Raw genomic sequence first — 16,045 nt, forward strand, 5'->3', positions numbered from 1 at the left:
AAAAAGATTTTCTTTCCACTGAATATAATCGTTATTTTGTGCTGTTAAAAATGCTGATAACATGTTGAAATACCGCATCGCTTTCCTGATTGTTGTTTTTTCCGTTCTGTTAACCGGATGTGCCAAAAGAGGTATGGTTTCAGGCGGACCAAAAGATACTATTCCTCCTACAATTACCTATAGCGTTCCTAAAAATTTCAGCACGAACTTTAATGGCAACCTGATCAAAATTAATTTTGACGAATACATTAAGGTAAAAGACATCAACAAGCAGCTGATCATTTCTCCTCCAATGAAAAAAGCCCCGGATATTGTTCCGATGGGTTATGCCAGCAAATATATCACGATTAAGATTAAGGATACTTTACTACCCAATACTACTTACAGTTTTAATTTCGGACAGAGTATTGCCGACAATAATGAGATGAATCCGTATTCTCAGTTTAAATATGTCTTCTCGACAGGAGATTATATCGATTCTCTCAAAATAGGCGGTATGATTCGCGACGCATATCACAAGAAAGTTGACAATTTCGTTTCGGTTATGCTATATGAAGCGGAAACATTCGCCGATTCAACTGTTTTTAAACAACATCCCCGTTATGTAACCAATACATTAGACAGTTTAAAAATCTTTACATTGGAAAATTTAAAGGAAGGCAAGTATTTTCTTGTAGCGCTTAAAGATGCCAATAACGATTATAAATTCAATCCGAAAACAGACAAAATCGCTTTCTTTAAAAATCCGATACAGGTTCCTAATGATACTATTTTCCGGTTAGACTTGTTTAAGGAAGAAGTTGATTTTAAAGCGGAAAAACCAACTCAGGAAAATCCGAATCGACTTATTCTCGGATTTGAAGGAAAAGAAAAGGCAAAAAACACTAAAATTGTCGTATCTAAAGGAAACGAAATCCTTAATACAACGATTACCAAATATTCGACCAAAGACTCGTTAAATATCTGGCTTCCGAAAATCAAAGCCGATTCATTAAAAATACAAGTCACCAACGGTGAGTACACCAAAGAATTTATAACAAAAATAAAGGAGATGAAAGCTAAAAACGATACCCTTTCGTTTGAAGCCAAACCAACCGGCAACATCAATTTCCGTGATACTTTCACCATCACACCTTCGATTCCTTTATCCAAGATTGATCAGGCTAAAATCAAGTTAACAAGTTCAAAAGATTCTACTGCCGTACCTTTCCGGATAAATTATCTGGAGTATGAGAAAAAATTGGAAATCGATTTTAAAAAAGATCCGAATCAGCGTTATTCTTTAACATTATTCCCGGGTGCTTTAACGGATTTTTATCAAGCTAAAAACGACACGTTAAAATACACTTTAGCGACACGCCAAAATACTGATTTCGGGAATTTACGGGTTCGTCTTGAAAATGTAAAACGTTTTCCTGTAATCCTGGAATTACTGGATAAAGACGGAAAGATCCTGGCTTCGGAATACAGTGAAAAAGAAACGACAATCGATTATAACTTACTCGATCCGAACGCATACACGCTACGTCTTATCTACGATGACAACAAGAACCGAAAATGGGATACCGGTAATTTCCTAAGAAGAGAACAACCGGAAGAGGTTATTTATTTCCAGGGTGAAGTCGACGTAAGGGCAAACTGGGATGTCGATCAGGTTTTCAAGCTAGATTAGGTTAAATTTATCCCGATCTCTTAAAAACCCTAATTTATTTCTGTTGGCCAACATTAATTCTTTGTCTAAATGCACGGAGAAAACCACTTCTTTTTCGACCGGTTCCACCAAAGCATTTCCAAGATAATCCAATACCTGTGAATGACCGGAATAGAAATTATGATTTACGTCGTCTCCGATTCGGTTAACTCCAATCACATAGGACATATTTTCGATAGCTCTGGCTTTTAAAAGTGTATCCCAGGCTAAAATTCGAACCTGTGGCCAGTTGGCAACATAAATTAACAGATCATAATCATCGTTATTACGGGAATATACCGGGAAACGCAAATCGTAACAAATTAGCGGACATATTCTCCATCCTAAATAATTTACAACTAAACGTTCGGTTCCACCGGCGGTATAGGTTTTATGTTCTCCCGCAAGCGAAAACAAATGGCGTTTATCGTAGTATTCTACATCTCCGTTAGGAAAAACAAACAATAAACGGTTATAAAAAAGATCATTCTCACGGATTACAAGACTTCCCGTTATAGCGCAGTTTTTTTCAATGGCGGTTTCCTTCATCCAGTTTACCGTAACGCCATCCATTGGTTCCGCGACTTCTTCCGGGTTCATTGTAAAACCGGAACTAAACATTTCCGGGAGAATAATTAACAATGAATCTTCCGGTATATTTTGAATTTTTGCTGCGAAATAATTTCGGTTTACTTCTGGGTTTTCCCAAAACAGAGGCGCCTGAATGATGCTAACTTTCATTGTGTGTAGTTCTTTTTTAGGTTGGCGAGTTTTTATATCAATAAAAATATAAAAGTTCTGGCAAACGAAAGGGTTTCACGAAATAAATCTGCTATAAAAAACAAAAACGCATCCAACAAGAAGAAGGATGCGTTTTTTATTGTGATTTTTTTACAAACTATTTAATACTTGCTTTTAAGTATTCTCTGTTCATACGAGCGATATTCTCAAGGGAGATTCCTTTAGGACATTCGATTTCACAAGCTCCTGTATTAGTACAGTTTCCGAAACCTTCGTGATCCATTTGTTCTACCATATTTAATACACGCTCTGCTGCTTCCACTTTACCTTGCGGTAATAAAGCAAACTGAGAAACTTTTGCCGATACGAATAGCATCGCAGAAGAGTTTTTACATGTTGCTACACAAGCACCGCATCCGATACATGTTGCAGCATCAAAAGCTCTGTCGGCATCGTGTTTCGGGATTGGAATAGCGTTCGCATCCTGTGTATTTCCGGAAGTATTAACCGAAATAAATCCTCCTGCATGTTGAATTCTGTCGAAAGCACTTCTGTCAACTACTAAGTCTTTAATAACCGGGAATGCTTTTGCACGGAACGGTTCGATATAAATTGTATCACCGTCTTTGAACATACGCATGTGTAACTGACAAGTTGTTACACCTCTGTCCGGTCCGTGTGCTTCACCATTGATATAAAGTGAACACATCCCGCAGATTCCCTCACGACAGTCGTGATCGAAAGCTACCGGTTCGTCTCCTTTTTCAACTAATCCGTCATTTAATACGTCTAACATTTCAAGGAAAGACATATCCGGCGACACATCGCTGATTTTATAATCAACTAATTGTCCTTTATCTTGAGCGTTTTTCTGACGCCATATTTTTAACGTTAAATTCATAACTTTGAGTATTAAGTATTAAGAGGTTCCCTTAACACATTACATTATTTGTAACTTCTTTGAACCAGTTTCACATTTTCGAATTTCAGCTCTTCTTTGTGTAATACGGCTTCTCTCGGGTCTCCTTTATATTCCCAAGCAGCTACGTATGCAAAGTTAACGTCATCACGTTGTGCTTCACCTTCTTCCGTTTGATATTCTTCTCTGAAGTGTCCTCCACAAGATTCATTTCGGTGTAAAGCATCTTTCGCGAATAACTCTCCTAATTCCAGGAAGTCAGCAACACGTAATGCTTTTTCCAATTCCTGGTTAAATCCGTTAACATCACCCGGTACACGAACGTCTCTGTAGAATTCTTCACGAATGGCTCTGATTTCATCCATCGCTTCAGCAAGTCCTTTTGCATTACGCGCCATACCTACTTTATCCCACATTACTTTACCCAGTTTTCTATGGAAATAGTCAACTGAATGCGTACCGTTATTTTTACTCAATTTTTCAATTTGATCTCTAACATTTTTCTCTGCTTCGATAAACTCCGGTAAATTTGTATCAATTTTTCCGGTACGGATATCTTTAGAAAGATAATCACCAATTGTATAAGGCAATACAAAATATCCGTCAGCAAGTCCCTGCATCAAAGCAGAAGCTCCCAATCGGTTTGCACCGTGATCCGAGAAGTTAGCTTCACCGATTGAATAACAACCTTCAACTGTAGTCATAAGATTGTAATCTACCCAGATACCACCCATAGTGTAGTGTACCGCAGGATATATCATCATTGGTGTTTCGTATGGATTATCGTCAACGATTTTCTCATACATCTGGAACAAGTTTCCGTATTTGTTTGCTACTACTTCCGTTCCTAATTTTTTCACTAAAGCCGCATCATCCGGATCTAAGTGTTTAATTTTTGCCTGTTCCTTTCCATAACGCTGGATTGCAGACGCAAAATCAAGATAAACAGCTTCTCCGGTTTTGTTTACTCCGTATCCGGCATCACATCTTTCTTTTGCTGCACGAGACGCAACGTCACGCGGTACAAGGTTACCGAAAGACGGGTAACGTCTTTCCAAATAGTAATCTCTATCTTCTTCGGCAATTTGTGTCGGTTTTAAACGTCCTTCACGGATTGCCTGAGCATCTTCTAATTTTGCAGGTACCCAGATACGACCATCATTACGCAATGATTCTGACATCAATGTTAATTTTGACTGGTGATCTCCGGAAACCGGAATACAAGTCGGGTGAATCTGTGTATAACAAGGGTTAGCAAAATAAGCTCCTTTTTTATGTATTTTCCATGCAGCCGTTACGTTACTTCCCATTGCATTTGTAGAAAGGAAGAATACGTTTCCGTAACCTCCGGAAGCAATTACAACTGCGTGAGCAGAATGTCTTTCAATTTCTCCTGTAATCAGGTTACGAGCAATGATTCCTCTTGCTTTTCCTTTAACGATTACAAGGTCTAACATTTCGTGACGGTTGTACATTTGGATTTTACCACGTCCGATTTGACGGTTCATTGCAGAATAAGCACCCAACAACAATTGCTGTCCGGTTTGCCCTTTTGCATAGAACGTTCTGGATACTAATGTTCCCCCGAACGAACGGTTGTCTAATAATCCGCCGTATTCACGAGCCAACGGCACCCCTTGAGCCACACATTGGTCAATAATATTAGCCGAAACTTCCGCCAGACGGTGAACGTTTGCCTCACGAGCACGATAATCTCCACCTTTTACCGTATCATAAAATAAACGGAAAGTTGAGTCACCATCTCCCTGGTAGTTTTTTGCTGCATTGATACCTCCTTGTGCTGCAATTGAGTGCGCACGACGCGGAGAATCCTGAAAACAAAAAGCTTTAACGTTATATCCTAATTCTGCTAAAGTTGCAGCAGCCGAACCTCCTGCCAGTCCAGTTCCAACGATAATTACATCGATGTTACGTTTATTGGCCGGGTTCACTAAGTTTATATGATCTTTATAGTCTGTCCATTTTGTAGAAATAGGACCTTGAGGTATTTTAGAATCTAATGCCATAATCTTTATCTATTATAGGATTATTTAAAGAAGTGAATATATAAAGGAATAATAGCAAATAATAAAGGAACAATAATTGCAAATCCTTTTCCGAAAACTTTAATCGCCGGTGTGTATTTTGGATTGTTAGCACCTAACGACTGGAATGCACTGTTAAATCCGTGTAATAAGTGGAATGCTAAAACAGCCATTGAGAACACGTAGAAAATTGTAAATGCTAATCCCAATTTCGGATCTTTAAAGAACTCTATTGTAATTGTGTGTAAATCTTTATACCCTTCTGCAAATTTTACTTTCACCGGTTTTACAGAGTAGAAATCACGTCCTTCCAATACTACATTTTCTCCGTCTACGGTTTGTACCGGAATAAATTTATCTTGTCCCCATCCTGAAGTAAGATAAAATTCCTGCGGAGCACCACCCGTTTGCGATTCTACAGTAATTTTTTGTAATGGCATAGTAGTAAAGTGCATTTTAGCCCAGAAGTTCACCATATGCGTAGCGATGAAAATCAGGATTAATGTTCCCAATACAGCCATATTTCTTGATGCCCAGGCACTGTTTGCTGCCGCGTTGTTCTTCGCATACCCTATCGGCCTCGCCTTTTTATTCTGAATCGTTAAAAGGATACCATCGATCGCATGAAACAGGATCGAAATGTAGGTTACATAAGATAGAATTTTTACCGCTGGATTGGTAGTCATGAATAATGCATATTCATTGAATTGCAGCTGTGTACCGAACAATAATTGTAGGTTACCTGCCAAGTGTCCCACCAAAAACAAGCATAAAAATAAACCCGTAAGAGCCATCCAGTATTTTTTTCCAATAGATGACTTTAAAAGTGCAGATTTTGCCATAGTGTTTGATTGTAATAGTTTTTAAAAAAATCAAACAAAAGTAACGCTATTTCAAATTAACCGCAACCCTTTAAGGCTTATTTATAATGAATTTAAAGTATATCACCTTAAGTTCTGAGAAAACCATATTGACAAAAATAGCTATCTTACTATATTATAGCAAAATAACAACCGGCGATAGAAAAGAATTTTATTTTTGATAAGACGGAACCAATCCTCGCAATCCCATATCCACAACATTTTCACCTGCTGATGGCTCATATTTCCCGTCTACGTGGACTTCTTTCCACTCAAAACTGTTGTTTGCCGATAATGACAAGGTTACTTCTACGTCACGTGTTTCGTTTCCGGTTATTACTAAAGGTGCAGCAAATTTACCGGTAACCACACAGGATTTAGGCGGTATTGGTGATGTCGCATAAAGCGGATTCGGAACGGTTGTAGCTCCTGCCGGTGTTTGCCCCGAAAAAGGCATTCCGTTTACATTTAAAGCCCAATATCCCTGTTCGCGATTTCCGTTTACAGGAAAACTACTATTTCCGATATGATGTGTAGTCAAATAGGTTTTAAACCCTACAAAACTGGCCAGCGTGCCGTTATAGTCAACACCCTGATGCAGAATATTAATATTATAATCCTGATAAGACAATGATACCCGCATCCATTCATAACTTCCTGTTGCGACCTGGCTTAACGGAATTGACAAAAAGATCTCGTTTTCCCCTACAATCTTTGACTGACTGAAATCAATTGCTTTTTCTCCACCCGCCATAGTTTCCGGCGCATGATACAATACTGTTCCCATCCCTAATGCCGTATTAGCATTTGGCGCCATTTCGATATAGTGTGAGCTGATTGCGTTAAAAGAAGGAGATTGTGCAGCATTACCGTCAGCTACAGCTACCGGTTGACCTAAATTGTTTAATCTTGGCTGTGCAGCATCAAATTTAAATCGCATCACCAAATGCGGTTCTGCATTTTTAACATCATCATTGTCATCACACGAAAAGAATGCGATGGCCAACAGTAATACGAATATGATGCTTTTAAATTTCATTGCTTTAGATTAACATAAGATTACCAACAAAAATCCTGCCAAGATTTTGTTAATTTAATAGGTCTTGGTTACATCTTCATCTACAACGAGAATATAGTCTGCTTTATTGTAGTGCTCTGCTTCTAATTGTGAAATATTTTTTTGTGTTACCGTCGCAATAGTAATTATCTTACTTTTCGGATCGCTTTTCATTAAATACCAATAAATCCCTTCGAAGTTATCACTGTGATATGTTCCGTTGTAATGAATAAATACCGCATCCTCTTTTTGGTTTACACGGATAAAATAAGCCATCGTTGCGTCTTTTATAGCCTGGGCTTTCGGAAGATTATCACCGCCATGACCTCCCATCATTTCGATCATTTTCACATAACCCGGTAATTGCGGATCATATGCTATTGGTAAAGGTGCTATCCAGTTCCGCTCTTCCGGTTTCAGGGTTTCCAAAGCTTCAAAACCTTTTTTAAACACCATACTGGCATATCGTCTCGGAACATTCGTTGCGATAAATGCTTTTTGATGTTCTTTCGCAAAGTCAACTAACGGCTTGTAATCGGTTTTATGATTATTCCAAAGTCTTGCCAATGTATCAAATGCTTTTTGATCTATTTCCCCTTTCAGATACTGATTCAATTGCTTCTGATTATCAGCTTCAATCATTTCAGCTCCCAACACCACATCCCGTTTCTTCGCAAGATCTTTTGTCAGTTCCAACTGCAACCAGTGAACCACCGAATTATCATGATGTTCACCAAATAAAACGATATCCGTTTTACCGGCCTCTTTTAGCATTTTACTATAATTGGTCTTTTTTCCCTTTTTATCAAAAATTTGATACGGCATTTTGTCTTGCGCCTGTAAAATTGTCATAAAAAACAGGGTAACGAAGAGTGATATTGTTTTTTTCATGGCAGAAAATTACCTATTATTATGAATTCCTCAAAATTTTAAAGTCGCATTAACACCTTTTCAGCCTAAATTCTTTAAATTTGGGTTCTATACATTTAAATTTATTTCGTTATGAAATACCATCAGATTGACCGAAACCTTTTCATAAAAAACCGCAAAAAATTTAGTGCGGCTATGAAACCAAACAGTGTTGCTATTTTTAACTCTAATGATATCTATCCCGTAAGTGCCGACAGTACTTTGCCGTTTGCACAACATCGCGATATATTTTACCTGTCGGGTGTAGATCAGGAAGAGAGTATCTTATTACTTTTCCCGGATGCACCTTACGAACATCAGAGAGAAATTCTTTTCCTAAGAGAAACCAACGATCATATCGCTGTATGGGAAGGAGAGAAACTGACGAAAGAACGCGCATTTGAGGTTTCCGGAATCAAAACCGTTTACTGGCTTCAGGATTTCAAAAAGGTTTTATACGAACTGATGACATATGCTGATACAATCTACATCAATACCAATGAACATTACCGTGCTTCTGTTGAGACGGAGACACGTGAGGCTCGTTTTGTAAAATGGTGGAAAGAAAACTATCCGGCTCATAAAGTAGAAAAAAGCAATCCGATTTTACAACGTCTTCGTTCTGTTAAAGAAAGCGAAGAACTGGATCTAATCCAACAAGCATGTAATATCACTGAAAAAGGTTTCCGTCGTGTATTATCGTTTGTAAAACCGGGTGTTATGGAATATGAAATCGAGGCCGAATTCATGCACGAATTTTTACGAAATCGCTCTAAAGGTTTTGCTTACACTCCAATAATCGCTTCGGGTAACAATGCGAATGTTTTACACTATATCGAAAACAACCAGCAATGTAATGAAGGCGACTTATTATTGTTAGATGTCGGCGCCGAATATGCGAACTATTCCAGCGACATGACCCGTACAATTCCGGTTTCCGGACGTTATTCCAAAAGACAACGCGAAGTATACGATGCTGTATTGCGCGTAAAAAATGAAGCGGCTAAAATGTTGGTTCCGGGTAATTTCTGGAAACAATATCATGTGGAAGTCGGTAAAATTATGACTTCTGAATTATTAGGTTTAGGATTATTGGACAAAGCCGATGTACAAAACGAAAATCCGGAATGGCCGGCATATAAAAAATATTTTATGCACGGAACATCGCACCATATGGGATTAGACACGCACGATTACGGTTTATTACATGAGCCGATGCAAGCTAATATGGTTTTCACAATTGAACCGGGTATTTACATTCCGGCTGAAGGATTCGGAATCCGTATTGAAGATGATGTTGTGATCCAATCTCAAGGAGAACCTTTCAATCTGATGCGTAATATTCCGATTGAAGCAGATGAAATCGAAAGCATAATGAACGCTTAATAATAGCTTTCTAAATAATTAAAACGGCTTACAATTAAATTTGTAAGTCGTTTTCTTTTGCTGTTATCCCGCTTTATTATTTATTTTTGCAGTATCGAAAATGACTTACCTTGAAGTTTACTCTTTTTAAAAACGCTAAAATCGCCTATACCGATACCGGAAAAGGAACTACATTGGTTTTTCTTCACGGATTTCTTGAAAATGCCGGTATGTGGGATTTTTTCGCAGCCGAATTTTCAAAAAAGTACCGCATTATCACTATTGATTTATTAGGTCACGGACAATCGGAATCCATCGGATATATTCATAGTATGGAAGATATGGCTGATGCCGTACACACCATTCTAAGCGAACTTCGCATTCGGAAAGCGGCTTTTATCGGTCATTCAATGGGCGGTTATGTAGCATTGGCTTTCGCCGAACTGTATCCGGATTACATCAAAGGTATTGTGCTTTTAAATTCAACTTCCAGAGCCGACAGTGAGGAGCGCAAACGCAACCGCGACAGAGCCATTGTTGCCGTTAAACAAAGTTATACGAACTTTATAAAAATGTCGATTTCCAATCTTTTTAGCGAAGAAAACCGAAGCAGACTGGCTGATGTGATCGAAACTGTGAAATCTGAAGCTTTAAAAACTCCGTTACAAGGTATCATTGCAGCATTGGAAGGCATGAAAACACGAAATGACCGGGAAGTTATTTTGCATTTTGCTCCTTACCCGATACTCTTAATTCTAGGCAAAAAAGATCCGGTTTTAAACTACAATGATAGTTTGGAGCAAATTGAAAACACTAATGTAAAACTGGTTACTTTTAATGACGGGCATATGAGTCATCTGGAAAATCAACAGGAATTACTGGTCGTTTTACGCGATTTTTTTAAAGCCCTATAACTATTATTTTATCTTTTCCTCAAAAGGGATATTTTGATCTAAAATTTCATTGATCAGTATTATAATCTGTGTTTTAAAATCGTCCATAATTTCGGGAGTAACTATGGTTTCAAAATCTTTTTCGATTTTTCTTCCAAAAGGCATAAATCCGCTTTTCATATTTTTAAAAGATACGATTCCGACTTCCATTTCCTGTCCTGCCGCCTTTTCTTCATACATAAAAGCATAACACAGCAATTGGATTATTTTATCATTCTTAATATCATCAGTTAAACCGGTCCATTCTTTTAACTGTACATTAGTTTTTAAAACTTTTCCGGTTTTATAATCTACAATTCGAACCTTTCCGTTTCGGATTTCAATTCGGTCTACATTTCCGGCAATTTTAACCGGAAAAGGCAAGCGATTATCTTCCAAAACACGTTCCAAAGGTGTTTCCAGCGCAATAATTTTAACCGCGTCACCTTCTTCCAGTTTTCTTTTTTCTTCTCTTAAAAAATTATAAACGTTTCGTTTCGCTACTTCAAAAGCCAACAGGTTTTTCCCTTTTGTGATTTCTCCTTCTTTATATTCCAAGCGGAATTGTTTTTCCACCTCACCATTTGCCATCGCAAACATCCAGTCGACATCCGAAAGCGAGAGAAACTTATTTTGATAAGGCTTATACAATTCTTCTAAAGTGGCGTGAATAATGGTTCCCAATGTATTTAGCGCAATATTCTCTTCTACTTCTTCCACTTCCGAAATACGTAAAATTCGCTGGTTATAAAACTGTATCGGATTTCGCATATAGGCGGTAAGTCCGGAAGGCGAAAAACCTTTCCCGGTTGCAATTTCTTTTAAACGCGCCATAATTCGATCCGATTTGGGCACCGAAACCGATTCGTAAGCTTTATCCGGTAAGAAGGCATTATAAATCTGATGGGATAATTTGTGATTCGGTTGCTTTTCTATTTCCAATTGTGTCAGGAAGCGACTTCGTTCACCGGCATCCAATCCTTCACTTTCAGTATTATACAACAGGTAAATATTCTTAGCCCGTAACAGTAAATGGTAAAAGTGATAACTATAAATAGCATCCTTCTCTTTGTATGTCGGTAATCCCAATTCCCGTTTAACATCGTATGGAATAAACGAATTCATCGTCTTTCCGGCCGGGAATTTGCCTTCATTCATGGACGTAACAATAACTGTTTCAAAATCAAGAACTCTACTTTCTAAAACTCCCATTATCTGTAGTCCGGTTAACGGTTCTCCTTCAAAAGAAACTTCTGCAAGGTCAATCACTTGCTTATATACGGTATAAAGCGTACTGATTGTATCGATTTTAGGATGGGCTTCGTAGTAATTAATTAGCTTATTAACAACCTTAAAAACAGAATATAAAAATGTTTTCGACAATTTATCTTCTTCGTTATCATTACTTAAAAATGATTTTATTGCCAGCAATGTTTGCGATAGTTTATCCAATATATCGCCTACACTTTTATCATTCCATTTTTCGAATAACAGACGAAATAAAACAGATGGGGTTTCCTGAATTTCAAGCAGTTTTTTTTGCGTCAGGAACGTGATGTTATTTTGATTTATTACTTGTACCAAATGGCCGGCTTTTACGTATGGCTCAACCAATGGATGCGTCAGAATATCTAAGATTTCCTTATAATAAAACACATAATGCTTTTCGTCGCGCTGAATTGCGTTTGTATGCAATTTAAACAGCTTATTTATCAATATTTGCGCCGGGTTGTTTTTACTGCTATATCCCATCGTGATATTGAGACTATCTACGGATGAGGGTAACGCATACAATACCGGAATCAATAAATTCTCTTCTCCTAAAACCAATGCTACCTTATCGAGGCTTTCCGTTTTTAACTGAATTTCTTCTATTAGTTTTCCGGCAATTTTTGCCTGTCCCACAGTTTTCGGAGTTCCGATTATCTGAATGTTTTTTTCCTGACTAAAGTCGTTTACAATCCATTCAAAAGGTTGTGCGGTATATTGTTTCCATTCTTTTTTAAACCGGCGTACAAATAGTCCGGCATCATGAAATGAATCGTTTAAAAAAACGGCATCAATATCCCAATATATTTTTGCCTGATCGTTGAATAATAGTTGTTGAATGATCTTTTCTTCCGCCTGATTCAAGGCATTAAAACCTGCAAAAATGAGTTTTTTTGTTCCTAAAGTTTCCGAAAAATAATTTAGATTTTCAACTGCTTCCCGGTAAATCAGCCCTTGATAGCCGATTCCTTTTCGCAACAAATGCCCATAAAGTGCTTCGTAATATCGCGGTAACAAATTCCAGAATTCAAGATAATTCTCGATCATTGTTGTCCTTTTTTCCAAATCCAGCGACCAGTGTTTTATATCTTCGATATCTTTCAGATATGAAAACACGTAGCTCGGTTTAAGCAGGTAACGATCGATCTCATTAAAATCCTGCAAAAGTGTTTTTGCCCAATTTGCAAAAAGCTCGAAAGATTGTTGCTTTTCTTCGGGTGTTATTTCCAGATACACATCGTAAAACTCAAACAGCAATTCAATATTATCACAGGTTCGTATTCCGGCCACATCCTGAATAAAATCTTCAATACTCACAATTTCTGGAGCAAAGAGTGTCCCGGTCAGTTGCTTTTTTAATGCTTCGATTAAAAATATTTTTGCTCTTTTATTGGGCAGTACGATAACCACATCAGATATATTTCCTTGATACTGATCTATAATTGCGGTGCTGAGTTTATCTAAAAAGGAAAATGTAGTCATGCTATAAAAATAAAAAAACGCCCCGATAATCGGGGCGTTTTCGTTATTTATTTGTGTCGTAAATTATTTGATTAATTTAACTTCTACACGTCTGTTGTTAGCTTTACCTTTCGCAGTTTTGTTAGTATCGATTGGTTTAGTTTCACCGTATCCGATTGAAGATAATCTTTCGAAATCAATTCCGTTTTCGATTAAATAATCTTTAACAGCTTTAGCTCTCTCTTCAGATAATTTCTGGTTGAATGAATCTTTACCATCGCTATCAGTATGTCCTTCGATGCTGAATCTTGCATGAGGATACTCTTTTAAGATTGCAGTGATTGACTGTAATACCGGGAAAGTTTGTTTTTGGAAAGTAGCTTTACCAGAGTTGAACAAGATAGTTTTAGCGTAAGCGTTTAATTTTTTGATAGTTTCGTCAGATACTTCAGGACATCCGTTGTTAGCAACAGTTCCTTTTACGTCTGGACATTTATCATCTTTATCTGGCACACCGTCACCATCTCTATCTGGCCAAGGACATCCACCATTTTCTTTTGGACCTTTAACTTCAGGACATTTGTCTAAGTTATCTGGCACACCGTCACCGTCTGTATCAGGACATCCGTTGAATTGTTTTGGACCAGCTACTTCAGGACAAGCATCATCTTTATCAGGAATTCCGTCTCCGTCTGTATCAGGACAACCTTGGAATTCTTTAGGACCAGCTACATCTGGACAAGCGTCATCTTTATCTGGAATTCCGTCTCCGTCTGTATCAGGACAACCTTGGAATTCTTTTAAACCAGGTACATCCGGACAAGCGTCATCTTTATCATAGATTCCGTCTCCGTCTGTATCTTTACCTCCGAATTTGAAAGTAATACCTGCGAAGTGTTGCATGTGAGAAGGAACGTCGATTGACGGATCTCTTGTCTCATCAAATGAATGTTTGTAAGTTGAACGGAAAGATAAACCTACGTTTTCAGAGAACCAGAAAGTTAAACCTAAACCTCCGTTAACAGTTCCTGTACTAGCGTCTCCGAAGAAAGTATAACCTCCACCAATGTGAGCAGACGGGTCAATAACTTTAGATCCGATAAGGTTCATGAAGCTATAGTTGATAACCCCATCAATTCCATAGTAAGATAAATCTCCAGGATTTACTACAGTGTAGTCTCCAGGTACAGTAACTCGTGGTAAAACGTGTTTAGTAATTTTGTTTACCGATCCAGTCACACCGAAAGAGAAGTTATCTCCAATGTGTCTAGAAACGTTAACGAAAGAAACTGAAGGAATGATATTCCAGTTGTCTTTTGCGTTAAAATACTGTGAAAATTGGTCTTCTAATTTCTTGCTAGCACTGAATCTTGTGTCTACAGCGTTCGCACCAATTGTAATAGCCCAAGGGTTATTACTATCCTGAGCCTGCGAACTAAGACCCGCAAACATCAATGCTGCTACGAATAATTTGTTTAGATGTCTCATACTTTTTTTATTTAATTACAATACGTTATAATTACAGCAAAAGTAAGATGTAAAATATTAACTACAAAGCAATTTGTTAAAAAATTCGCTTTTTCTTACTAAAAACTTCTTACTGAATCACTCCCAAGGCCTTTCCAACCTCTGTAAAGGCGTTAATTGCCTTGTCTAAATGCTCTTTCGAATGGCCCGCAGATAATTGTACCCGAATTCTTGCTTTATCTTTCGGAACCACCGGATAAAAGAATCCCGTTACATAGATTCCTTTTTTAAGTAGCTCATCTGCCATTACCTGCGATAATTTCGCATCGTAAAGCATTACCGGCACAATTGCAGAATCACCGTCAATAATATCTAATCCGGCTGCTTTCATTCCGGCTTTAAAATAATTGGTATTCCATTCCAGTTTATCCCGCAATGTAGTATCTTTTTCCAACAATTCAAAAACCTTAATCGAAGCGCCAACAATAGACGGCGCTAATGAATTTGAAAACAAATACGGTCTTGAACGTTGTCTTAACAATTCAATAATTTCTTTTTTGGCCGTAGTATATCCTCCCATTGCTCCCCCTAAGGCTTTCCCTAAAGTTCCGGTAATAATATCGACTCTTCCCATTACGTTTTTAGCCTCTAATGTCCCTTTTCCGGTCGCTCCTATAAATCCGGCTGCGTGGCATTCGTCTACCATCACCATAGCATCATATTTGTCTGCTAAATCACAGATTTTATCTAATGGCGCCACTAAACCATCCATCGAAAAAACACCGTCCGTTACAATCAATTTAAAACGTCTTCCTTCAGCATTTGCCTTGATCAATTGCTGCTCAAGATCTTCCATATTGTTGTTTTCATAACGGTAACGCGCTGCTTTACACAAACGTACTCCGTCAATAATTGAAGCATGATTTAAACTATCTGAAATGATCGCATCTTCTTCTCCTAAAAGCGGCTCAAAAACACCTCCGTTAGCATCAAAAGCAGCGGCATAAAGGATTGTATCTTCCGTACCGTAAAAATCGGCGATCTTCTGCTCTAATGTTTTATGAATATCCTGTGTTCCACAGATAAAACGAACCGACGACATTCCGAATCCGTGTGTATCCAATGCGTCTTTTGCCGCCTGAACCACTTCCGGATGCGATGATAATCCAAGGTAGTTATTGGCACAAAAATTCAACACCGTTTCTCCTGTTGAAATCGTGATTTCCGCACCTTGCGGCGATGTTATGATTCGCTCTTTTTTAAATAATCCGTTATCCTGAATCGTAGTTAACTCGTTCTGTAAATAATCTTTAATTTTTCCGTACATGGT

General features: G+C 37.9%; 12 protein-coding genes. 3 read left to right on the forward strand and 9 right to left on the reverse strand.

What is annotated here, in order from left to right; all coding sequences use genetic code 11:
- Positions 1–61: 61 nt before the first annotated feature.
- Positions 62–1,672 (forward strand): Ig-like domain-containing protein, encoded by a 1,611-nt coding sequence (locus tag NOX80_RS02585; RefSeq protein WP_256551778.1) that lies wholly within the window; start codon positions 62–64, stop codon positions 1,670–1,672.
- Here NOX80_RS02585 and NOX80_RS02590 read toward each other — a convergent pair.
- The 6 genes from NOX80_RS02590 to NOX80_RS02615 form a co-directional block, all read right to left on the reverse strand.
- A complete protein-coding gene (locus tag NOX80_RS02590) occupies positions 1,664–2,431 on the reverse strand; it encodes an amidohydrolase (RefSeq protein ID WP_256551779.1) in 768 nt (255 codons plus the stop codon). The genes NOX80_RS02585 and NOX80_RS02590 overlap by 9 nt on opposite strands.
- A gap of 157 nt (positions 2,432–2,588) precedes the next feature.
- Positions 2,589–3,332, reverse strand: a complete 744-nt coding sequence (locus tag NOX80_RS02595) for a succinate dehydrogenase/fumarate reductase iron-sulfur subunit (protein ID WP_256551780.1) — start codon at positions 3,330–3,332, stop codon at positions 2,589–2,591.
- Between the two features lie 44 nt (positions 3,333–3,376).
- The gene (locus NOX80_RS02600) at positions 3,377–5,377 is read right to left on the reverse strand and encodes a fumarate reductase/succinate dehydrogenase flavoprotein subunit (RefSeq protein ID WP_256551781.1); all 2,001 of its coding nucleotides are present in this window, start codon (positions 5,375–5,377) and stop codon (positions 3,377–3,379) included.
- 20 nt (positions 5,378–5,397) lie between these two features.
- A complete protein-coding gene (locus NOX80_RS02605; protein WP_256551782.1) occupies positions 5,398–6,237 on the reverse strand; it encodes a succinate dehydrogenase cytochrome b subunit in 840 nt (279 codons plus the stop codon).
- A gap of 190 nt (positions 6,238–6,427) precedes the next feature.
- The gene (locus tag NOX80_RS02610; RefSeq protein WP_256551783.1) at positions 6,428–7,294 is read right to left on the reverse strand and encodes a hypothetical protein; all 867 of its coding nucleotides are present in this window, start codon (positions 7,292–7,294) and stop codon (positions 6,428–6,430) included.
- A 54-nt stretch (positions 7,295–7,348) separates the two neighbouring features.
- The gene (locus NOX80_RS02615) at positions 7,349–8,203 is read right to left on the reverse strand and encodes a ChaN family lipoprotein (protein WP_256551784.1); all 855 of its coding nucleotides are present in this window, start codon (positions 8,201–8,203) and stop codon (positions 7,349–7,351) included.
- Between the two features lie 111 nt (positions 8,204–8,314).
- On the opposite strand from NOX80_RS02615, the gene NOX80_RS02620 reads away from it, so the two are divergent.
- A complete protein-coding gene (locus NOX80_RS02620) occupies positions 8,315–9,607 on the forward strand; it encodes an aminopeptidase P family protein (protein ID WP_256551785.1) in 1,293 nt (430 codons plus the stop codon).
- Positions 9,608–9,717: 110 nt separating this feature from the next.
- Positions 9,718–10,500 (forward strand): alpha/beta fold hydrolase, encoded by a 783-nt coding sequence (locus NOX80_RS02625; RefSeq protein WP_256551786.1) that lies wholly within the window; start codon positions 9,718–9,720, stop codon positions 10,498–10,500.
- Between the two features lie 3 nt (positions 10,501–10,503).
- Here the strand turns inward: NOX80_RS02625 and NOX80_RS02630 are convergent, their stop codons facing one another.
- The 3 genes from NOX80_RS02630 to kbl form a co-directional block, all read right to left on the reverse strand.
- Positions 10,504–13,269, reverse strand: a complete 2,766-nt coding sequence (locus NOX80_RS02630) for a PD-(D/E)XK nuclease family protein (protein WP_256551787.1) — start codon at positions 13,267–13,269, stop codon at positions 10,504–10,506.
- A gap of 63 nt (positions 13,270–13,332) precedes the next feature.
- On the reverse strand, positions 13,333–14,736 hold the full coding sequence (locus tag NOX80_RS02635; protein ID WP_256551788.1) for an OmpA family protein: 1,404 nt from the start codon (positions 14,734–14,736) through the stop codon (positions 13,333–13,335).
- A gap of 109 nt (positions 14,737–14,845) precedes the next feature.
- Positions 14,846–16,042 (reverse strand): glycine C-acetyltransferase, encoded by a 1,197-nt coding sequence (kbl, locus tag NOX80_RS02640; protein ID WP_256551789.1) that lies wholly within the window; start codon positions 16,040–16,042, stop codon positions 14,846–14,848.
- Between the last annotated feature and the right edge of the window lie 3 nt (positions 16,043–16,045).

Origin of the sequence: Flavobacterium cerinum (assembly GCF_024496085.1) — a bacterium.
In the GTDB taxonomy this organism is placed as follows: Bacteria; Bacteroidota; Bacteroidia; order Flavobacteriales; family Flavobacteriaceae; genus Flavobacterium; species Flavobacterium cerinum_A.